Here is an 18,937-nt window from a genome sequence, read left to right as displayed (position 1 = left end):
AGGGACTCCCGGCCAGAGGCCCGGTTGCCCGGGCCCCTGGCCAATCTTTCGCGGCGGGGCCGCGTTCTTACATCAGGAAATACAGCAGCGCGATATTGGCCACCAGGATCATCAGCGCGGTTGGCACCTGCGCCCGGATCACGGCGTTCTTGTCATCAAGCTCCAGCAGCGCGGCCGGCACGATGTTGAAGTTGGCCGCCATCGGCGTCATCAGCGTGCCGCAGTAGCCGGAGAACATGCCGATGGCCGCCATCACCGCCGGGTTGCCGTGGAACATGTTCACCAGGATGGGCACGCCGATGCCGCCGGTCATCACCGGGAAGGCGGCAAAGCCATTGCCCATGATCACGGTAAAGAGCGCCATGCCCACGCAGTACACCACCACGGCCACGAGCTTGTAGTCCATGTTGATATAGGCCGTGGTCAGGTGCGCCACCGCCTTGCCCACACCGGCATCGGCGAACACCAGGCCCAGCATGGCCAGCATCTGCGGCAGCACCAGCGCCCAGCCCAGCGACTCGGTCAGCCGGCGCGATTCGCGCACGCCCTGCACCACCGTGTCGCGGGTGAGCCAGCACGCCACGCCCAGCGCCACCAGGCAACCGATGCCGAGCGAGACGAAGGTGACGTTCTTGGGATCGAGCAGCGCCAGGCCGGCGACCTTCACGTCCTTGAACAGCAGCGTGCCGATCACGGTCACCACGGGAATCAGCAGCGCCGGGATGAACAGCTTGTTGCCCAGGCGCTTGGCCGAGGCGCGGCGTTCGGCCTCCGGCAGCGTGCCGTGCTTGCCGTGGCCCACGCCGCCAAAGCCCGCGATCAGCGCCATCACCACGGCGCCGATGCCGACGATGGCCGGCGGCAGCTTGTCTCCGATCAGGAAGACCAGCGCATACAGCGCCCAGAACAAACCCGTGCTGAGCCGGCGCGGATGGCCGCGGTCGGCGAAGGTCATCAAGGCCGTGATGGCCAGCACCAGCCCGGCGAGCCAGTAGAGATAGTCGATGGAAATGATCATGGCTTATTCCCCGCTCTTGGCTGCCGGGGCAGCGCCAGCCGTTGCGGCGGACTTGCCGCCCACTTCGCGCTCCAGCCACATGTCCAGGCGCTTGAGGCGCACGGCGTGGATCAGGAAGGCGCAGATCGCGGTGGGGATGCCCCACACGGCGATATGCAGCGGTTCCACGTCGATGTTGGACGACAGCAGGAAGGTGTGCATCAGCGCGATGGCGCCGAAGGCCACGAAGATGTCTTCGCCGAAAAACAGGCCGACGTTATCGGTGGCCGCGCAGAAGGCCAGCACGCGCTGGCGGATCGGCTCGGGCAGCTTGCCGAAGCGGGTCTCGGCCGCGCCTTCGGCCATCGGGGCCAGTAGCGGGCGCACCATCTGCGGATGGCCGCCGAGGCTGGTCAGGCCCACCGCGGCGGTGAGCTCGCGCACGCCGAGGTAGACGATCAGCAGGCGCCCCACGGTGGCCGACGCGATGCGCGAGATCCACGCCTGCGCGTGCTCGCGCAGCCCGTGGCGCTCGAGCAGGCCGATCACCGCCAGCGGCAGCAGGATGATGAGCGGCAGGTTGCGCGTCTTGACGAAGGCGGTGCCGATCGCCGTGAAGATCTGCATGACCGGCATGGTTGCCGCCAGCCCGGTGGCGATGGCGGCAAGCGCCACCACCATCATGGGATTGAAGCGCAGCACGAAGCCGAGGATGATGATGCCGACCCCAACTAGGGGCCAGAGGTTGACTGCCTGTTCCATGAGAGACACCAATAGAGTGTGATGGAGGCGAGTGCCCCGCGCCGCGTCATGCTGCTCGACACCCGCGCGGGGCACAGTGAAAGCCGGAAGCCTGAGGGGCGCATCCGTTAGGTGTGGCGTGCCCCTCAGACTCCAGCGCGGATTGCGATGCCTTCGGCGCCGAGCCGCTCGCGAATGCGGCGCGCAAAGGCAAGCGCGTGTGCGCCGTCGCCGTGCAGACACACGGTTTCGGCGCGAATCGGTACATAGGTGCCGTCGATGGCGCGCACGCGCTGCTCGCGCACCATGTCCAGCGTCTGGCCCAGCGCCACGTTCTCGTCTTCGTGCAGCGCGCCGGGCGTGCCGCGCTTGACCAGCGAGCCGTCGGGGTTGTAGCCGCGGTCGGCGAAGACTTCTTCCTTCACCTTCAGGCCGGCTTCGCGCGCCACCTTCACCATGACGCTGCCAGCCAGGCCGAAGAAGACCAGGTCGGAGTCGAAGTCGCGCACCGCGCGCACGATGGCGTCGGCCAGCTTGGGATCCTTGGCGGCCTGGTTGTAGAGCGCGCCGTGCGCCTTCACGTGGGCCAGCTGGCCGCCCTGCGCGCGCACCAGCGCGGCCAGGGCGCCGATCTGGTAGAGCGTGTTCGCGTACACCACCTCGGGATCGAGCTGCATCTCGGTGCGGCCAAAGTTCTCGCGGTCGGGATAACTCGGATGCGCGCCGATGGCGACGCCCTGCTCCAGTGCCCACTTCACGGTCTGCAGCATGGTGGCGGCGTCGCCGGCATGCCAGCCGCAGGCCACGTTGGCCGAGCTGATCAGCCCCAGCAACTCGCGGTCGTTGCCGCAGCCTTCGCCGAGGTCGGCGTTCAGGTCGATATGCATTGCGTTGCTCCTCACCGGTCTTGCGGTTTGTGTTGAGGTTTTGGGGTTGCTGTCGTTCTGTCGTACTGTCGTTCTGTCGTTGCCCGCTGGGCGGCTCAGGCCACGGCAGCGCGGGTACGCGTGCGCCGCCGCGAGGCGATCGCCATGCCGTCGCCCTGCCACTGCAGCGCCTGGTCCAGTTGCCGCAGGTATCGGTCCAGCTCGGCCTGCGCCGCGGCAGCCTCATCCAGCGTGACGCGCACGAAGCGCACCGGCGCACCCAGCGGCACCTGCGCCAGCCGCCACAGGTCGGCGCCGATCACCACGCCGATCTTGGGATAGCCGCCGGTGGTCTGCGCATCGGCCATCAGCACGATGGGCTGGCCGGCCGGCGGCACCTGGACCACGCCCGGCAGCACGCCATGCGAGAGCAGGTCGGCCGCGCGCTCGGGCTGGCGCGCCAGGGCCGGGCCTTGCAGGCGCAAGCCCATGCGGTTGCTGTTGGGCGTGACGATCCAGTCGGACTGCCACAGCGCTTCGCGCGCGGCGGCGTCGAAATCCTCGTACTCGATGCCAGGCAACATGCGGATCGGCATCGCGTCGCCGAGCTTTTTCACCGGCAGCGCCCAGGATGGCGCCTGCACACCCAGCCAGTCGCTGTCCTCGGCCACGCCGGGCCGGCCCGCGTCGAGGCGGTCGCCTTCATGCAGCGCGCGGCCACCCAGGCCGCCAAAGCCAGCCTTGAGGTCGGTGCTGCGCGAGCCCATCACCGGCGCCACGGCGATGCCGCCCGCCACGCACAGATAGGTACGGGTGCCGCCCTGCGCCGCCGACAGCGTCAGCGTTTCGCCGCGGCGCACGTCGAAGGCATGCCACGACCAGACCGGCACGCCGTCCAGGTTGGCCCGGCATTCGGCGCCGGTCAGCGCCACGCGCATGTCGGCATGGAAACGCACGGCCGCGCGGCCCAGCGTGAATTCGATGGCGGCGTCGCCCGCCGGATTGCCCAGCAGGCGGTTGCCGATGGTGAGCGCGACGGTATCGAGCGCGCCCGCGGTGCCCACGCCAAAGCGGCGAAAGCCGGGACGGCCAAGGTCCTGGACCGAGGCCAGCGCGCCGGGTCGGGTGATTTCGATCATGGCAGCAGTGCCTCGACGACAAAGCGCACGGTATCCCCGGGCGCAAACAGGGAAGGCGGATCGCGGTCTGCCAGGAAGAGTTGGCTGGTGGTGTGCCCGATCAATTGCCAGCCGCCGGGGGCGGCTGCCGGGTAGATGCCGGTCTGCTCGCCGCCGATGCCGACCGTGCCCGCGGGCACGCACAGACGCGGCTCGCGCCGGCGCGGCGTGGCCAGCGCCGGGTCCAGGCCGCCCATATAGGCAAAGCCGGGCTGGAATCCGAGGAAGTAAACGACGTACTCGCCCGCACTGTGGCGGCGTACCACTTCCTGCGCCGTGAGTCCCGTATGCGCCGCGACTTCGGCCAGGTCGGGGCCATGCTCGCCGCCGTAGCGCACCGGGATCTCGACCAGCTTGCCGGTGGCGGCACGCGCTTCGCCGGAAGCCCAGGCGAGCTTCAGGTTGCGTTCCAGCGCTTCGGGATCGGCTTGGCGGTCGAACACCACGGTGAGATTGTTCATGCCCGGCACCGCATCGACCACGCCGCGCCACTCGGCCGCGCGCTGGGCCATGGCCCAGATACGTCGCTGTACATCTAGCGAGGCCGGCGGGGGCACGCTGCACAGCAGTGCTTGCTCGGCCAGGCGGTGAACGGAACATCGGGTCATGGGCGGCACCAGCGGGGGGACCTGTCTTGCAGTGTAGGCGGGCGCGCTGCACTAGTCAGGCGCGGCGCCGGCTGCGATGGGTCCGGGAGTGAGATCGCTATTTCATCGATGATTTATCGATAAATTCATAATAACCAAACAAGAAGATGCTGTGGCTAGGTGTTGACCCTAGGCACGCGGTGCTACGTCTTCATGCGGGATAGCGTTGGCGCACCGCCTCGGTGCGGGTACCGGACGCGGCGATTGCATCCGGTGCAGGAGCGCCCGGTGCGGCGCTTGCGCCGCACCGGTCCTGCTCGATGTGGGTGCGCGAAGACACACCGGCCCGGACTTGCGGGGGAGGAAAGATTTCAGGAAAACTTGGCTGGCCGTGGCGCGCATGCAACGCCAGGCGGGCCCGCAGCAGGGTGCCGCAGGCGAAAAAAATGGCCGGATGGATACCGGCCGGTCTAACTGCTCACCAGGTCGACCTTGCGTTGGGTGGTCTCCCCTCTCCCGCTTGCGGGAGAGGGGGCGGGGGAGAGGGCGGGGGCTCCTTATGCCGTCGTGCTGGACAAAACCGAGGGCTCCGCTTCAAGTGGCTCCTAGCTAAGCCACCCCTCTCCCCAGCCCTCTCCCCCTGAGGGGAGAGGGAGCGACAGCCGTCGTCGTAGCGCGGGGTTTTGGCCAGTTCGGCCTCAGGCGAACCCGGCCTTATGCGCCTGCTCGTCCGCATGATAGGAGCTGCGCACCATGGCGCCCACGGCGGCATGGGTGAAGCCCATCTTGTAGGCCTCGGCCTCGAACATCTTGAAGGTGTCCGGATGCACGTAGCGCATCACCGGCAGGTGGTGGCCCGACGGCGCCAGGTACTGGCCGATGGTCAGCATGTCGATGTCGTGGGCGCGCATGTCGCGCATGACTTCGAGGATTTCCTCGTCGGTCTCGCCCAGGCCCACCATCAGGCCGGACTTGGTGGCCACGGCCGGGTTGCGGCGCTTGAACTCTTGCAGCAGCTTGAGCGAGTGCGCGTAGTCGGCGCCCGGGCGGGCCTGCTTGTACAGGCGGGGCACGGTTTCCATGTTGTGGTTCATCACGTCCGGCGGGCCGGCTTGCAGGATGTCCAGCGCCTTGTCCAGGCGGCCGCGGAAGTCCGGCACCAGCACTTCGATGCGGGTGGCCGGCGACAGCTCGCGGGTCAGCGTGATGCAATCGACAAAGTGCTGGGCGCCGCCGTCGCGCAGGTCGTCGCGGTCAACGCTGGTGATCACCACGTAGTTCAGCTTGAGCTGGGCGATGGTGCGGGCCAGGTTGCCCGGCTCGCTGGCATCCAGCGGATCGGGACGGCCGTGGCCCACGTCGCAGAACGGGCAGCGGCGGGTGCACTTGTCGCCCATGATCATGAACGTGGCGGTGCCCTTGCCAAAGCACTCGCCGATGTTCGGGCAGCTGGCTTCCTCACATACCGTCACCAAGTTGTTGGCGCGCAGGATGTCCTTGATCTCGTAGAAGCGCGAGCTGCCGGTGGCCGCCTTGACGCGGATCCACTCGGGCTTCTTGAGCCTCTCGGCCGGCACGATCTTGATGGGGATGCGCGCGGTCTTGTCCGCCGACTTCTGCTTGCGGGTCGGGTCGTACTGCTCCGCCTGGGGTTGCGGGGCTTCGCTGGAAGTGGCGATCAGGGCGTCGCTCATAGTGTTCTCCGCACGCGCGGTGCGTGCATATTCGGCTGGATGACTAAGTGGCCAGGGCCGCGGCGGTATTCCGTTGGGCCGCCAAGGCGCGCTCTTGCGCCTCTGCCAGCACTTCACACAGCGCCGCCGCGAGGCGCCGCGCGATATCGGCTTGTTGTGCCGCGGTCACGGGCAAGCGGGACGCACCCGCCGCATCGGCCACCGCGAAGGTGGCGCCCGCCGTTGCCATGTCGACCGTTTCCAGGCCGGCATAGCCGCAGGGGTTGATGCGCAGGAAGGGCGCGAGGTCCATCTGCACGTTGAGGCTGACGCCGTGATAGCTGCAGCCATTGCGGATCTTGAGTCCGAGCGCGGCGATCTTGGCGCCCTGGTGCCGGCCTTCGGAAAGGTAGATACCAGGCGCGCCGGGCTTGCGTTCGGCTGCGAGATTATACGCCGCGAGCGTATCCAGCACGGCCTGCTCGATCGCATGGACGAGCTCGCGCACCATCAGGTGGCGGCGGCGCAGGTCGAGCAACAGATAGGCCACAACCTGGCCCGGGCCATGATAAGTGACCTGGCCGCCACGATCGATCCGCACGATGGGGATCGCATCGTCAGGGGCCAGCACATGCGCGGGATCTCCCGCCTGGCCGAGGGTATAGACCGGGGGGTGCTCGACCAGCCAGATCTGGTCGGGAGTGTCGGGGGTGCGTGCGGCGGTAAAGGCGCGCATCGCTTCGAAACAGGGTTCGTACTCTTGCCGGCCCTGCTCGATGACTTGTATCGATTGCATCCCGGCAGTTTAGCGAAAAGGGGCGGATCTCACAGGAGGCCGCCCCTTTTCTGGTGTGTCTTTTGGTGTGTCTTTTGGTGCGTTTATGACGTTGGCGCTGCATCCCCGCTTGCCGGCCTGGAATGAATCAGCCGCAGATGGCCGCGCACGCGGCCAGCCGCATCGGTATCCGCTGGCTCAGGAGGCCGTGACCTGGTCCTGGTTAGGCGTCCACTCGGTGCCTCGAACCCAGCGCCGCGCCATGCGCGCCACCAGGTGCGACACGTTGGTTGCCGGCCGACGGGCCTCGGCGATCAGGGCCAGGCGTACCGGCTCGGCCGCGCGCGGGTCCACGCTCAGCGTGATTTCGTCGCCGCTGTTGAGCAGCAGGCTGCCACCGCAACGCAGCCAGTAATCTTCCGAATCGCCTTCGCGGGTGACCCAGACGTCGGTCCCCGTGGCCTCTTCCACACGCAGGCGCTGGGCGGCGTGGATGGAAAGGGAGGTAACTTCGCCCGGGCTCAGGGTGAACAGGGTCGTTGTGAGCAATGTTTTCATGTTGGGCATCCTTCGCTGACATCGCCGGCTGCCTCGCCCGCTTGCCCGGAATGGGCGGCCGCCGATCAGCTCAGCCCTCGCGGGCTTATGCTTGGTCTTGCCTGGTACTGGATCGGCACCGGTGCGGGTAGCGCCCCGATGCATTGCATTCTAGTGATTGCCGGTCCTCTTCCAAAACGATATATTTTCCTTGTTCTTGTTAGATGAGCTCACATAAGACGAGGTGGATGATGGCGCTGAAGGGAGCATGGGAGAGAGATTTGCCACGTGGCTGGCACCGCGAGCTGCCGCGCCTGCCGGGGCTGACCGCGCTGCGCGCGTTCGAGGCGGCGGCCCGCCACGAGAGCTTTTCACGCGCGGCCACCGAGCTGTTCGTCACCCACGGCGCGGTCAGCCACCAGATCCGCGCGCTGGAGGAGGAGCTGGGCCAGGCCCTGTTCGAGCGCAACGGCAAGCGTGTGACCCTGACACCCGGTGGCCGGGCCTACGCCGGGCGCGTGCGCGAAGCCCTGCTGGAGATCGCCGATGCCACCCGTGCGCTGCAGGCCGGCAACCGCGACAAGCGCCTCACCATCAGCACCATGCCGTCGTTTGCCGCGCGCTGGCTCACGCCGCGCATCGGCAGCTTTATCGAGCAGCATCCCGAGCTCGACGTGGAGCTGCTGTCGTCCAACACGCTGGTGGATTTCGGGCGCGAGGAAGTCGACATCGCGTTGCGCATGGGCAGCGGCGACTATCCCGGCCTGTATGTGGAGAAGCTGCTGGACGACGTGTTCTTCCCGGTCTGCAGCCCGGCCTTCAACGGCGGCAAGCTGCCGGCGCGGCCGCAGGACATGAAAGGCATGTCGCTGCTGCGCGGCGAAGGCGATCCGTGGAAGCCGTGGTTCGAAGCCGCCGGCCTGGACTGGCCGGAGCCGCGCAAGGGCCTGCTGCTGGAGGACTCCTCGCTGCTGCTGCAGGCCGCCGCCGCGGGCCAGGGCATTGCGCTGATCCGCTCGTCGCTGGCCTATAACGACCTGCTGTCGGGGCGTGTGGTGCGGCTCTTCGATGTAAGCATTACCTGCCCGTGGCTGCTCTACTTCGTCTGCTCGGCCGGCATGCTGGAAGCACCCAAGGTAAAGGCCTTCCGCGCCTGGCTGCTGCCCGAGATGGAAGCTTTCCGGGGCATCCTGGCGCAGTGGGAGGGCTAGCCGTCCTTCCCGGCTTCGGCATCTTCTGCATCCTTGCCCTCATCCACGGCCTTCGGCGCGGCCACCGGAGCAACTTCCGGGGCAACTACCCGAGCAACCACCGGCGCCGGCCCTGAGTGCGCCCTGCCCGCGCGCGGATGCGCCTTGTCATAGACCTTGGCCAGGTGCTGGAAATCCAGCGCGGTATAGATCTGGGTGGTGGCCACGCTGGCGTGCCCGAGCATCTCCTGCACCGCGCGCAGGTCGCCCGAGGATTGCAGCACATGGGTGGCGAAGGAGTGCCGCAGCATGTGCGGATGCACGTCGGTCGGCACGCCGGCCCGGAGCGCCTGCTGCTTGATGCGCAACTGCACGGTACGTGCCGGCAAGCGCCGCCCGCGCACGCTCAGGAACAGCGCATGCGCATCATCCGGCAGCGCGCCGGGGCGCAGCAGCTCCGGGCGCACCGCCAGCCACGCGCGCAGCGCTTCCATCGCCTTGCTGCCGACGGGCACGGTGCGCCGTCGCGAGCCCTTGCCGATCACCGTGACCTCAGCGCCGTCCATGTCGATCCAGCCGGCGGAGCGGTATTCCCCGTCCTCGGCATAGCGCGCGTCCAGCTGCACCAGCTCCGACACGCGCAGTCCGCTGGAATAGAACAACTCGTAGACAGCCTGGTCGCGCCGGCCCTCGGCGCCGTCGCCCGCGCTGTGCGAGACCAGCGCCACCGCGTGCTCCACCGACAAGGCCTTGGGCAGCCGGTGCCCGGATTTGGGCGCGCGCACGCCGTCCACCGGATTGGCCTCCACGCCCAGTCCATGGCGCGCGGCCCACAAAAAGAAGCCGCGCCACGCCGACAGCGTGCGGGCAATGCTGGTGCCGGCCAGGCCGCCACCGTGCATGCGCGCGGCAAAGGCGCGGATATGGTGGGTCTGCAGCGACAACAGCGCAATACCCGGCGCATGGCGCGCGGCGTGCGCTTGCAGCACCGACAGGTCGCGGGCGTAGTTGGTCAGCGTGTGGACAGCCAGCTTGCGGCTGCTGGCGAGCCACTCCAGATAGCGCAGCACGACCGGGTCGGGCGGCGGCTTGCCCAGCGGCGCCTCGGCGGCTTGCTTGCGCGCGGCCGGCTTCTTCGCCACGGGCGAAGCGGCCTTGCGCGCGCGGCGCGGCGCCATCAGTCGCGCAGGCGGTTCAGCGCGGCGCCGGCCACTTCGCCGATCTGCGCCAGGTAGGCCGTGCCCATGCCCTCGTGGAAACGGCGCGGTTCGGGCGAGCCCAGCACCAGCAGGCCAAAGGCCGCGCCGAGCGCGCCGGCGTCGCGCGTGGGCACGCGCAACGTCACCATGGCCAGCGAGGCGATGTCGTCGCGCTCCAGCCAGGCCGCGGCCTCGAAGCCACTGTTGGCGCCGCAATACGGCGCGCGCAGGCCCTCGGCAAACAGGCGGACGTCTTCGGTCGCGCCCTGCGCCACTTCCATGTGCGCGTAGCTCTCAGCCACATTCCACAGCTTGAGGGCCACGCCAGGCACGTCGAACACTTGCTGCAGGCCGTCCTGCACCGCATACGGCAGCGCGTGCGAGTCCACCTCGGCCAGCAGGCGCAACTGCCAGGCGTGCATGCGCTGCTGGGTGCGGTCGTTGTCATGGCCGTGGCGAACCAGGTCCGCCAGCTTCAGCTCCAGGCCCTTGTTTTTCTCGCGCAGGATTTCCATCTGGCGCTCCTGCAGCGACACCGCGCGGTGGCTGTGCGGGCTGGTGAGTTGCACCGCGGCCAGCAGTTCGGCGTTGTCTTCGAAGAACCGGGGATTGGTCTGCAGGTAGGAGGCAACTTCTTGGGCGTTCATTGGCTTCAACCGGATTGTTTGGGGGGCAGTTTAGCAAATGGTCAGGGGGAGGTTTCGGGGGGGAGGGTCGGCGCTGGTTTCCGGGCGCAAGGGCTTGGATTTGCGGGCTCTTTGCCGATGAAATAGACAGCAAAAAGCCCCCCCAAAAGCCCCTCTCCCCCTACGTCCCCTATGCCCCCAACTTCCTCTTCAGCAACTCATTCACCTGAGCAGGATTCCCCTTGCCCTTGGTGGCCTTCATGGCCTGGCCGACCAGCGCGTTGAACGCCTTCTCCTTGCCAGCGCGGAACTCCTCCACCGACTTCGCATTGGCAGCCAGCACGTCGTCGATGATCTTTTCCAGCTCGCCCGAGTCGGACATCTGCTTGAGGCCCTTGGCCGCGATGATGGCGTCGGCGTCGGCACCTGCCTCGCCCGCCCACATGGCCGGGAAGACATCCTTCTTGGCCGTGTTGTTGGACACCGTGCCGTCGGCAATGCGCACCAGCAGCTTGGCCAGCTGCGCCGGCTTGACCGGGGCGGCTTCCAGCGCGATGCCTTCGCGGTTGAGCAGCGACGACACGTCGCCCATCAGCCAGTTGGCAGCGGGCTTGGCATTGGCCGTGCCAGCTTCGGCGACCACCGCCTCGAAATAGTTCGCGAGCGACTTGGAGGCGGTCAGCACGCTGGCGTCGTAGGCGGACAAGCCGTATTGCGACACCAGGCGCGCTTGCATGGCCACCGGCAGCTCCGGCAGCGCGGACTTCACGCGTTCGATCCAGGCGGCGTCGATCTCCAGCGGCAGCAGGTCGGGGTCGGGGAAGTAGCGGTAGTCGTGCGCGTCTTCCTTGGTGCGCATCGCGCGCGTCTCGCCGGTGTCCGGGTCGAACAGCACGGTGGCCTGCTGGATTTCGCGGCCGTCCTCGATCTCGGCGATCTGCCACTGGACTTCGTAGTCGATGGCCTGCTGCAGGAAGCGGAACGAGTTCAGGTTCTTGATCTCGCGGCGCGTGCCCAGCTTGGGGCTGCCGTAGGGGCGCACCGACACGTTGGCGTCGCAGCGGAAGCTGCCTTCCTGCATGTTGCCGTCGCAGATGCCCAGCCACATCACCAGCGCGTGCAGGGCTTTGGCGTAGGCCACGGCCTCGGCCGAGCTGCGCATGTCGGGCTCGGTGACGATCTCCAGCAGCGGCGTGCCGGCGCGGTTCAGGTCAATGCCGGTCATGCCGGCGAAATCTTCGTGCAGCGACTTGCCGGCGTCTTCCTCGAGGTGGGCGCGCGTGAGCTGCACGGTCTTTTCGTAGGTTTCGCCCTTCTTGCCTTCGACCTGGATGCTGATGCTGCCGCCCTGTACCACCGGCAGCTCGTACTGGCTGATCTGGTAGCCCTTGGGCAGGTCGGGGTAGAAGTAATTCTTGCGTGCGAAGATGCTGCGCGGCGCGATGGTGGCGCCGATCGCCAGGCCGAACTGGATGGCGCGCTCGACCGCGCCGCGGTTAAGCACCGGCAACACGCCGGGCAGCGCCAGATCAACCGGCGAGGCTTGCGTGTTCGGCGCCGCGCCGAAGGCGGTGGAGGTACCGGAAAAAATCTTGGAGGCCGTCGACAACTGCGTGTGCGTCTCGAGGCCGATCACCACTTCCCATTGCATGGCGGTATTCCTGTTCGTGTGCTGTATGTGTTGCTACTTGTTTGCTACGTGTGCCTGCGTGTGCCTGCGTGTGCCTGCGTGTGGCTATGTACTGCTACGTGTTCTGTCACGGATTCGGGCTGGCCAGCCATGAATCCAATTGCGCCAGCGCCGCATCGCGCGAGATCGGGTCGCCGCCCACGGTCACGCCCTGGCCTTGACGCGAGCCGCTAGGCACATCGCGCCGCACCCGCAGCGGCTCGGTGCCGTCAAAGCCGTGATACGCGCCGGGATAGATCTCCAGGCGAAAACGTGCATCCGGCTGGCGCGCCGCGACCGCCTCGCGCAGCATGGCGCAGCGGGTGGCGGGGGTCCAGTCGTCGGCGCCGCCGGTCAGCAGCAGCAAGGGCGTGCGCAGGCGGTACTCATGCCGCTGCACCGCGCTCTTGCAGCCCGGGTAAAAGGCCACGGCGCGCTCGATCGCCGGTGCGCCCGCCGGCCAGTCGCGACTGGCGTCGATGGCGCTGAGCACCGCCTGCGCGCCGTTGGACCAGCCCAGCAGCACGATATGCTCAGTGTCCACGCCGGGCTGCCGCGCCAGCCACTGCAGCGCCGCCAGCACATCGCCGCGCCGCGTGGCGTCGTCGATGTCGCGGCTGTCCAGGCGTTCGGTGCAGATGCCGTCCGGTTTGCCGCGCGGGCCGAAACTGTCGGGTAGCAGCACCGCGTAGCCGCGCGCGGTCAGCCACTGCACGTACTCGCGGTAACGGCTCTGGAGCGCCGCCGCATCCGCGCCGCCACTGCGGTGCAGGCCGCCGCAGCCGTGCAGCGCAATCACCACGCGTACGGCCGGGGCCGGGGCCGCAGCGCTGCGCTGCGGCACGAACCAGTAGCCGCTGAGCGGCTGGCCGCCGTCGGCGCCCGGGAAACGCACCGCCTGCGCGGCCGGCATGGCGCGCTCGCCGGCCGCTGGAACCACGGCCCGCACCAGCACGGCGTGGCTTGCCAGCAGCAAGGCGCACGCGCCCAGGCTGAAGGCTTTCAGGCGAGCGGCGATGCAACCGTGGGCGGTTCGGGACATGGCGTTGAGCGGGTTCATCGGGTCTGCGCGCAGCCGCCGCCGCCAGGCTCGAACATCACCGGCCAGGCTTCTTCGTAGATGCCCGGCGAGCAGCGTGCCTCGCAATTGGCGTGCGCGAGCGTGACCCGGCGCGGATCCTGCCAGATCATCAGCTTGCAGGCGCTGCCGTCATTGGCGCGCAGCTCGATATGCGGCTTCTTCTGGGTCTGGCGGAATTCGGCCAGGTTGAAGCTGCACGAGCCGCGCTTGCCCACCCACAGCTTCCATGACAACTGCTGCACGGTGTTGTCCGCCACGCGCACCTGCGCATCCTCGCGAAAGCCGTCTTCCTCGGTGCGGCGGCAATCGCCGGCAAGGTCGATGTCGCGGCTGGCAATGGGCGGGGGCTTGCCGCCAAAGCGCGGCAGCGGGATGCAGGCCGCCAATGCGGCGGCCAGCCCGATGCCGAGCACGATGCGCGACAGCCAGCGCGCTGCGATCATGCCTGCGCGGGCCGGCGCAGGTGCCAGTCCGTTGCCTGCTGGAAGGCGTGCGCCGTTTGCAGCAGCTCGGCCTCGCCAAAGTAGTTGCCGATCAGCTGCAGGCCAACCGGCATGCCGCCCTCGCCCAGCCCGCAGGGCACGCTCATGCCCGGCAGGCCGGCCAGGCTGGTCGACAGCGTGAAGATGTCGGCCAGGTACATCTGCACCGGGTCCGCGCTCTTCTCGCCGAGCTTCCACGCCACCGTGGGCGCCACCGGGCCCATGATCACGTCGCACTGGGTGAAGGCGCGCTGGAAATCGTCAGCAATGATGCGGCGGATCTTTTGTGCCTGCAGGTAGTAGGCGTCGTAGTAGCCGTGCGACAGCACATAGGCGCCCACCATGATGCGGCGCTTGACCTCGGGGCCGAAGCCTTCGGCGCGGGTCTTCTTGTACATGTCCATCAGGTCGCGGTACTCGGCGGCGCGATGGCCAAAGCGCACGCCGTCAAAGCGCGACAGGTTGGACGATGCCTCGGCCGGCGCGATCACGTAGTACACGGGGATCGACAGTTCGGTCTTGGGCAGAGACACCTCGACCAGCGTGGCGCCCAGCTTTTCGTACTCGGCAAGCGCCGCGCGCACGGCCTGCTCCACGTCCGCTGCCAGGCCCTTGCCGAAATATTCCTTCGGCAGGCCGATGCGCAGCCCTGACAACGGCTTGCCGGCACTGGCGCCAGCCCGCGCCTGGCCCAGCAGGCGGGTGTAGTCCTCGTCGACGCCGCCCAGGGCGGGCGCAACGCTGGTGGAGTCGCGCTCGTCGAAGCCGGCCATGCCGCCCAGCAGCATGGCGCAATCCTCGGCGGTATGCGCCATCGGGCCGCCCTGGTCGAGCGAGGAGGCGAAGGCGATCATGCCGTAGCGCGACACGCGCCCATAGGTAGGCTTGATGCCGGTGATGCCGGAGAACGAGGCCGGCTGGCGGATCGAGCCCCCGGTGTCGGTGCCGGTGGCGGCAGGCGCCAGGCCGGCGGCCACGGCGGCAGCGGAGCCGCCCGAGGAGCCACCCGGCACGCGGCTGGCGTCCCAGGGGTTCCGGACCGGGCCGAAGTGCGAGTTCTCATTGGACGAGCCCATCGCGAACTCGTCCATATTGGTCTTGCCCAGCGTGACCATGCCGGCGGCGGCGAGGCGCTCGACCACGGCCGCGTCGAACGGGCTTTCGTAGTTGGCCAGCATGCGCGAGCCCGCCGTGGCGCGCCAGCCACGGGTGACGAACACATCCTTGTGGGCAATCGGCACGCCGGTCAGCGGGCCGGCTTCGCCGCGCGCGCGGCGCGCGTCGGCGGCACGCGCCTGCGCCAGGGTGAGTTCGGGGTTGACGTCGACAAAGGCGTTGAGCGCGCCGGCCTGCTCGATACGGGCCAGGTAATCGCGCGCCAGTTCTTCGGCGGAGACGGAGCGGGCCGCCAGCGCGTCGGAAAGCTCGCGCAGGGAGGTCACGGAAGTTGCGGAAAAGGGCATGTCGGTCGGTTTGGCTTGGCAGGTGATGGCTGCCGGCGCAGCCTGGGGGCGGCGCGGCGCAGCCGCTGGGTCGAGGGCCGGGGTGCGTCTGACCTTTATTCGATGACCTTGGGCACCAGGTAGAGGCCGCCTTCGGTGGCCGGAGCGGGACGCTGGTAGTCCTCGCGGCGGTTGGGCTCGGTGACCACGTCGTCGCGCAGCCGCTGCGACATCTCGCGCACCGCGGACAGCGGGTGGGCCAGCGGCACGATGCCGGTGGTGTCGACCGCCTGCATCTGTTCGACCAGGGAGAAGAATTGATTGAGCTGCACAAGCGTCTGCCCAGCCTCGTCATCGTTGATTTCGATGCGGGCAAGGTGGGCGATGCGCTTGACGTCGGATAGGTCGAGAGCCATGGCTTGGGGTCGGTGCGAAAGGCGATGCGGGCGCGGCCGGGGCGGGCCGGGCGAGTGCTGCCGGGAGCGCCCGGGAATCGTCAAAGTTACAGGTTTTTTCGAGGAAGAAGCCCCCGAAACAGGGGGAATTATAAGGTATCATTGCGCGTTGCCATCCTTTGGCCGCGCCTTCGTCACATTGGTGCAAAACCGCCTCCCCCGGAGCTTTCCGAGACACTTCGGCGAGACACTCCGGCGGAACGCCCGGCGGCGTACTCCGGCGCCCGGGCCAGCCAGCACTGGCCTTGTGGCCCGACCGCCCCCGCCGGTGCGGGGTTGAAGGCACCCAAGGGATGACAGACAGGTTCCTCCGATTAGGCCGCCCCCGCCAGCAATTAATTTGTAATTGCTGCGCCGTTCCACCGAACTTTCGCGCGTGGTCTAATCAAAGGTTCCCGTAGAGGCTGTTTTCGCCACCTGGCAAAGCGGCCTTGGTTGGCGGCCCTGGCCCTGGCAGTTCGCGGCGTATGACAACGCGGACTGGCAACGGCGCCGGCCCCACCGGACGATCGGGGGCCTTAATACTACCCGTCGCTATGAATATCGTGGCTGGCCCCGCAGCGGCGCCGGCCACTTCGCATACTCGCGAACCACCAGAAAACAGGATTCCTGATGTTCGGATTTCTCCGCAGCTACTTCTCCAACGATCTCGCGATCGACCTCGGCACCGCCAACACCCTGATCTATATGCGTGACAAGGGCATCGTCCTTGACGAGCCGTCCGTGGTCGCCATCCGCCAGGAAGGTGGACCCAACGCCAAGAAGACGATCCAGGCGGTGGGCAAGGAAGCCAAGCAGATGCTGGGCAAGGTGCCGGGCAACATCGAAGCGATCCGCCCGATGAAAGACGGCGTGATCGCCGACTTCACGGTCACCGAGCAGATGCTCAAGCAGTTCATCAAGATGGTGCATGACACCAAGCTGCTGCGCCCCTCGCCGCGCATCATCATCTGCGTGCCCTGCGGCTCGACCCAGGTCGAGCGCCGCGCCATCCGCGAATCGGCGCTGGGCGCCGGCGCCAGCCAGGTGTACCTGATCGAGGAGCCGATGTCGGCCGCGATCGGCGCCGGCCTGCCCGTGTCGGAGCCGTCGGGCTCGATGGTGGTGGATATCGGCGGCGGCACCACCGAGGTGGGCATCATCTCGCTGGGCGGCATGGTCTACAAGGGTTCGGTGCGCGTGGGTGGCGACAAGTTCGACGAAGCCATCGTCAACTACATCCGCCGCAACTACGGCATGCTGATCGGCGAGCAGACCGCCGAAGCCATCAAGAAGGCCATCGGTTCGGCATTCCCCGGCTCCGAAGTCCGCGAAATGGAAGTCAAGGGCCGCAACCTGTCCGAAGGCATCCCGCGTGCCTTCACCGTGTCGTCCAACGAAATCCTGGAAGCCCTGACCGACCCGCTCAACCAGATCGTGTCGGCCGTCAAGATCGCGCTGGAACAAACCCCGCCGGAACTCGGCGCCGACATCGCCGAGCGCGGCATGATGCTGACCGGCGGCGGCGCGCTGCTGCGCGACCTGGATCGTCTGCTGGCCGAGGAAACCGGCCTGCCGGTGCTGGTCGCCGAAGACCCGCTGACCTGCGTGGTGCGCGGCTCCGGCATGGCGCTCGAGCGCATGGACAAGCTCGGCAGCATCTTCTCTTACGAATAAAGCGTAAGCAGAGGATTCGCACGTGGCGCGACGCGGCCTGCCGGACTACCTGGTCGGGGCAGCGCCTTGCCGCGCCACCCTCCCGACCCGGCCAGCCCCCGTGCACCACACCGCGCCGCGCCACCCCAGCCACTGCGGCTGGCGTGGCGCGGCGTGGTCGTGCCTGCGGCGCCGGGGGACCTTTCTGCCAGCGCACGGGTAAATGGATTACACTCCGCCGCCGCTCTTCAAGCAGGGCACTTCCGCCGTTGCGCGCCTCGTCTTCTATGTGACGATCGCGCTGGCGCTGCTCATCGTTGATGCGCGCTTTGACGCCCTGCGCGTGGTGCGCCAGGTTGCCGCCACCGTGCTGATGCCGGTGGAGCGCACGGTGCTGGTGCCGCGCGACGCGCTGCGCGCCACCTTCGACTACGCCCAGTCATCCGCCGCCCTCGCCAGCGAGAACCGCGACCTCAAGCGCCGCATGGTGACCGAGGCCGAGGGTTCGGTGCGCCAGTCCCAGCTCGAGGCCGAGAACAACCAGTTGCGCAAGCTGCTTGGCCTGGTCCAGCAGTCGGCCACGCCGGTGACGGCGGCCGAGATCCTGTACGACGCCCGCGACCCCTATAGCCAGCGCATCGTGATCGACCGCGGCAGCCAGCATGGCCTGCGCGCGGGCTACCCCGTGATCGACGAACGCGGCGTGATCGGCCAGATCACGCGGGTTTCGCCATTTCAGTCCGAAGTCACGCTGCTGACCGACAAGGAGCAGGCCATTCCCGTGCAGGTAGTGCGCAACGGCTTGCGCAGCGTGGCCTTTGGCGGTGCCCGCGCCGGCCTGCTCGACCTGCGCTTCATGGCCGCCTCGGCCGACCTGCAGCAGGGCGACCTGCTGGTGACCTCCGGCCTGGACGGCACCTACCCGCCCGGCCTGCCGGTGGCCAAGATCGTCCAGATCGAGCGCAAGGCCGATACTGCCTTCTCGCGCGTGTACTGCGAACCGGTGGCCGGCGTGCGTTCGCACCGCCAGTTGCTGGTGATCCGCTACGAAGCGCAGTTGCCGCCGCGCGAGTCCATCGACGGCCCACGCGACGCCAAGGAAGTGCGAAGCGTCAGGGCGAACCGCCCGGGCGTGCGGGATGCCGAACGCTCGGGAGAGCGGCCGGCCGAAAAGCCTGCCGCAAAGCCTGCTGACAAGCCGGCTGACAAGCCGGCGGAAAAGCCCGCCGACAAGCCCGCCCCGGCCAAGGAGCCCAAGCGTTGACCAATCCCCAATACCTGCTGCGCCCGGTCAACCCCGCGTTTATCGCGCTGACTTTCGTGCTGGCCTTCCTGTTCAACCTGATGCCCTGGGGCACCACGCTGTGGGTGCCCGACATGGTGGCACTGGTGCTGGTGTTCTGGAACATCCACCAGCCGCGCAAGGTCGGCATGGGCGTGGCATTCGCGCTCGGCCTGCTGATGGACGTGCATGACGCGCGCCTGCTGGGCGAGCACGCCATGGCTTACTCGCTGCTGGCGTACTTCGCCATCACCATCCATCGCCGCGTGCTGTGGTTCACGGTCTATACCCAGGCGCTGCACGTGCTGCCGCTCCTGTTTGTCGCCCACGCCGTGCCGGTGCTGATCCGCCTGGCCATGGGCGCGCCGCTGCCCGGCTGGCAATTGCTGCTGGCGCCGGGCATCGAAGCGCTGCTGTGGCCGCTGGCCACCGGCATGCTGCTGGCGCCGCAGCGCCGCAGTGCCGACGTGGACGAAACCCGGCCGATCTGACGCTTTACCCCAACCGAAGTCCCGCCGTGCC

The 18,937-nt window shown here is 68.0% G+C and carries 19 protein-coding genes; 4 read left to right on the top strand and 15 right to left on the bottom strand.

The features are described 5' to 3' along the window. Positions 1-67: 67 nt before the first annotated feature. The 8 genes from RR42_RS00660 to RR42_RS00625 form a co-directional block, all read right to left on the bottom strand. Positions 68-1,018: a DUF979 domain-containing protein gene (locus RR42_RS00660; RefSeq protein ID WP_043342819.1), complete on the bottom strand. Its 951-nt coding sequence runs from the start codon at positions 1,016-1,018 to the stop codon at positions 68-70. Positions 1,019-1,021: 3 nt separating this feature from the next. Then, the gene (locus tag RR42_RS00655) at positions 1,022-1,759 is read right to left on the bottom strand and encodes a DUF969 domain-containing protein (protein ID WP_043342816.1); all 738 of its coding nucleotides are present in this window, start codon (positions 1,757-1,759) and stop codon (positions 1,022-1,024) included. Positions 1,760-1,884: 125 nt separating this feature from the next. Continuing rightward, positions 1,885-2,625 (bottom strand): 5-oxoprolinase subunit PxpA, encoded by a 741-nt coding sequence (gene pxpA / locus RR42_RS00650; RefSeq protein WP_043342811.1) that lies wholly within the window; start codon positions 2,623-2,625, stop codon positions 1,885-1,887. Positions 2,626-2,720: 95 nt separating this feature from the next. Further along, positions 2,721-3,743, bottom strand: coding sequence for a biotin-dependent carboxyltransferase family protein (locus RR42_RS00645; protein WP_043342810.1), 1,023 nt, complete (start codon positions 3,741-3,743; stop codon positions 2,721-2,723). Further along, positions 3,740-4,390 (bottom strand): 5-oxoprolinase subunit PxpB, encoded by a 651-nt coding sequence (gene pxpB / locus RR42_RS00640; RefSeq protein ID WP_043342807.1) that lies wholly within the window; start codon positions 4,388-4,390, stop codon positions 3,740-3,742. The genes RR42_RS00645 and pxpB overlap by 4 nt, the downstream gene beginning before the upstream one ends. Before the next feature lie 677 nt (positions 4,391-5,067). Next, positions 5,068-6,063 carry a lipoyl synthase gene (gene lipA / locus RR42_RS00635; protein ID WP_043342804.1) on the bottom strand — a complete coding sequence of 332 codons (996 nt, stop codon included), beginning with the start codon at positions 6,061-6,063 and terminating at the stop codon, positions 5,068-5,070. A gap of 43 nt (positions 6,064-6,106) precedes the next feature. Further along, the gene (gene lipB, locus RR42_RS00630) at positions 6,107-6,838 is read right to left on the bottom strand and encodes a lipoyl(octanoyl) transferase LipB (protein ID WP_043342802.1); all 732 of its coding nucleotides are present in this window, start codon (positions 6,836-6,838) and stop codon (positions 6,107-6,109) included. Between the two features lie 177 nt (positions 6,839-7,015). Next, the gene (locus RR42_RS00625) at positions 7,016-7,375 is read right to left on the bottom strand and encodes a DUF2917 domain-containing protein (protein ID WP_043351138.1); all 360 of its coding nucleotides are present in this window, start codon (positions 7,373-7,375) and stop codon (positions 7,016-7,018) included. Between the two features lie 230 nt (positions 7,376-7,605). Between RR42_RS00625 and RR42_RS00620 the strand changes: the two genes are divergently transcribed. Continuing rightward, positions 7,606-8,565, top strand: coding sequence for a transcriptional regulator GcvA (locus RR42_RS00620; RefSeq protein WP_043351136.1), 960 nt, complete (start codon positions 7,606-7,608; stop codon positions 8,563-8,565). On the opposite strand, the gene RR42_RS00615 is transcribed toward RR42_RS00620, so the two are convergent. The 7 genes from RR42_RS00615 to gatC all read right to left on the bottom strand — a co-directional run bounded on the left by RR42_RS00615 (position 8,562) and on the right by gatC (position 15,459). Then, positions 8,562-9,722 carry a tyrosine recombinase XerC gene (locus RR42_RS00615; protein WP_236701952.1) on the bottom strand — a complete coding sequence of 387 codons (1,161 nt, stop codon included), beginning with the start codon at positions 9,720-9,722 and terminating at the stop codon, positions 8,562-8,564. The two genes, RR42_RS00620 and RR42_RS00615, sit on opposite strands and share 4 nt — an antisense overlap. Next, positions 9,722-10,390, bottom strand: a complete 669-nt coding sequence (locus RR42_RS00610; protein WP_043342801.1) for a DUF484 family protein — start codon at positions 10,388-10,390, stop codon at positions 9,722-9,724. The genes RR42_RS00615 and RR42_RS00610 overlap by 1 nt, the downstream gene beginning before the upstream one ends. A 169-nt stretch (positions 10,391-10,559) precedes the next feature. After that, the gene (gatB, locus tag RR42_RS00605; RefSeq protein WP_043342799.1) at positions 10,560-12,020 is read right to left on the bottom strand and encodes an Asp-tRNA(Asn)/Glu-tRNA(Gln) amidotransferase subunit GatB; all 1,461 of its coding nucleotides are present in this window, start codon (positions 12,018-12,020) and stop codon (positions 10,560-10,562) included. Positions 12,021-12,126: 106 nt separating this feature from the next. After that, positions 12,127-13,098, bottom strand: a complete 972-nt coding sequence (locus tag RR42_RS00600; RefSeq protein ID WP_043342796.1) for a dienelactone hydrolase family protein — start codon at positions 13,096-13,098, stop codon at positions 12,127-12,129. Continuing rightward, complete coding sequence (locus RR42_RS00595) at positions 13,095-13,562, bottom strand: hypothetical protein (RefSeq protein WP_043342791.1); 468 nt, start codon at positions 13,560-13,562, stop codon at positions 13,095-13,097. Before RR42_RS00595 ends, RR42_RS00600 begins: the two co-directional genes overlap by 4 nt. Then, positions 13,559-15,064 (bottom strand): Asp-tRNA(Asn)/Glu-tRNA(Gln) amidotransferase subunit GatA, encoded by a 1,506-nt coding sequence (gene gatA, locus RR42_RS00590; protein ID WP_043342788.1) that lies wholly within the window; start codon positions 15,062-15,064, stop codon positions 13,559-13,561. Before gatA ends, RR42_RS00595 begins: the two co-directional genes overlap by 4 nt. 95 nt (positions 15,065-15,159) lie before the next feature. After that, on the bottom strand, positions 15,160-15,459 hold the full coding sequence (gatC, locus tag RR42_RS00585; RefSeq protein WP_043342785.1) for an Asp-tRNA(Asn)/Glu-tRNA(Gln) amidotransferase subunit GatC: 300 nt from the start codon (positions 15,457-15,459) through the stop codon (positions 15,160-15,162). Between the two features lie 651 nt (positions 15,460-16,110). Between gatC and RR42_RS00580 the strand changes: the two genes are divergently transcribed. The 3 genes from RR42_RS00580 (at position 16,111) to mreD (ending at position 18,906) form a co-directional block, all read left to right on the top strand. Next, positions 16,111-17,154 (top strand): rod shape-determining protein, encoded by a 1,044-nt coding sequence (locus RR42_RS00580; protein WP_035859663.1) that lies wholly within the window; start codon positions 16,111-16,113, stop codon positions 17,152-17,154. Positions 17,155-17,356: 202 nt separating this feature from the next. Continuing rightward, entirely contained in the window at positions 17,357-18,397 is a 1,041-nt protein-coding gene (gene mreC / locus RR42_RS00575) for a rod shape-determining protein MreC (RefSeq protein ID WP_052494394.1), read from the top strand. Further along, complete coding sequence (mreD, locus tag RR42_RS00570) at positions 18,394-18,906, top strand: rod shape-determining protein MreD (RefSeq protein WP_043342783.1); 513 nt, start codon at positions 18,394-18,396, stop codon at positions 18,904-18,906. The genes mreC and mreD overlap by 4 nt, the downstream gene beginning before the upstream one ends. Positions 18,907-18,937 lie beyond the last annotated feature (31 nt).

Origin of the sequence: Cupriavidus basilensis, from assembly GCF_000832305.1 — a bacterium.
GTDB classification, from domain to species: domain Bacteria; phylum Pseudomonadota; class Gammaproteobacteria; order Burkholderiales; family Burkholderiaceae; genus Cupriavidus; species Cupriavidus basilensis_F.
The sequence above is the reverse complement of the archived record's forward strand: the minus strand, read 5'-3'. Positions and strand labels throughout refer to the sequence as shown.

Bases quoted from the DNA above. Each gene is read 5' to 3' on its own strand.
- RR42_RS00660 (WP_043342819.1), bottom strand. From the start codon at position 1,018: ATGATCATTTCCATCGACTATCTCTACTGGCTCGCCGGGCTGGTGCTG.
- RR42_RS00655 (WP_043342816.1), bottom strand. From the start codon at position 1,759: ATGGAACAGGCAGTCAACCTCTGGCCCCTAGTTGGGGTCGGCATCATC.
- pxpA (WP_043342811.1), bottom strand. From the start codon at position 2,625: ATGCATATCGACCTGAACGCCGACCTCGGCGAAGGCTGCGGCAACGAC.
- RR42_RS00645 (WP_043342810.1), bottom strand. From the start codon at position 3,743: ATGATCGAAATCACCCGACCCGGCGCGCTGGCCTCGGTCCAGGACCTT.
- pxpB (WP_043342807.1), bottom strand. From the start codon at position 4,390: ATGACCCGATGTTCCGTTCACCGCCTGGCCGAGCAAGCACTGCTGTGC.
- lipA (WP_043342804.1), bottom strand. From the start codon at position 6,063: ATGAGCGACGCCCTGATCGCCACTTCCAGCGAAGCCCCGCAACCCCAG.
- lipB (WP_043342802.1), bottom strand. From the start codon at position 6,838: ATGCAATCGATACAAGTCATCGAGCAGGGCCGGCAAGAGTACGAACCC.
- RR42_RS00625 (WP_043351138.1), bottom strand. From the start codon at position 7,375: ATGAAAACATTGCTCACAACGACCCTGTTCACCCTGAGCCCGGGCGAA.
- RR42_RS00620 (WP_043351136.1), top strand. From the start codon at position 7,606: ATGGCGCTGAAGGGAGCATGGGAGAGAGATTTGCCACGTGGCTGGCAC.
- RR42_RS00615 (WP_236701952.1), bottom strand. From the start codon at position 9,722: ATGGCGCCGCGCCGCGCGCGCAAGGCCGCTTCGCCCGTGGCGAAGAAG.
- RR42_RS00610 (WP_043342801.1), bottom strand. From the start codon at position 10,390: ATGAACGCCCAAGAAGTTGCCTCCTACCTGCAGACCAATCCCCGGTTC.
- gatB (WP_043342799.1), bottom strand. From the start codon at position 12,020: ATGCAATGGGAAGTGGTGATCGGCCTCGAGACGCACACGCAGTTGTCG.
- RR42_RS00600 (WP_043342796.1), bottom strand. From the start codon at position 13,098: ATGAACCCGCTCAACGCCATGTCCCGAACCGCCCACGGTTGCATCGCC.
- RR42_RS00595 (WP_043342791.1), bottom strand. From the start codon at position 13,562: ATGATCGCAGCGCGCTGGCTGTCGCGCATCGTGCTCGGCATCGGGCTG.
- gatA (WP_043342788.1), bottom strand. From the start codon at position 15,064: ATGCCCTTTTCCGCAACTTCCGTGACCTCCCTGCGCGAGCTTTCCGAC.
- gatC (WP_043342785.1), bottom strand. From the start codon at position 15,459: ATGGCTCTCGACCTATCCGACGTCAAGCGCATCGCCCACCTTGCCCGC.
- RR42_RS00580 (WP_035859663.1), top strand. From the start codon at position 16,111: ATGTTCGGATTTCTCCGCAGCTACTTCTCCAACGATCTCGCGATCGAC.
- mreC (WP_052494394.1), top strand. From the start codon at position 17,357: ATGGATTACACTCCGCCGCCGCTCTTCAAGCAGGGCACTTCCGCCGTT.